The following is a 255-nucleotide window of genomic DNA, read 5'->3' on the forward strand; positions in this document are numbered from 1 at the left end:
TCGGGTCTACACCCAGCGACTGATTCGCCCTATTCGGACTCGATTTCTCTACGGCTTCCCTATGCGGTTAACCTTGCCACTGAATGTAAGTCGCTGACCCATTATACAAAAGGTACGCAGTCACGGAACAAGTCCGCTCCTACTGTTTGTATGCACACGGTTTCAGGATCTATTTCACTCCCCTCCCGGGGTTCTTTTCGCCTTTCCCTCACGGTACTGGTTCACTATCGGTCGATATCGAGTATTTAGCCTTGG

Annotated in this window: 1 rRNA gene; it reads right to left on the reverse strand. The window is 50.6% G+C overall.

Annotated elements, in window-relative coordinates:
• A 23S ribosomal RNA gene (locus H8L47_RS29330) occupies positions 1 to 255 on the reverse strand; the annotation flags it as partial.

Origin of the sequence: Undibacterium umbellatum, assembly GCF_014284125.1 — a bacterium.
Lineage (GTDB): Bacteria > Pseudomonadota > Gammaproteobacteria > Burkholderiales > Burkholderiaceae_D > Undibacterium > Undibacterium umbellatum.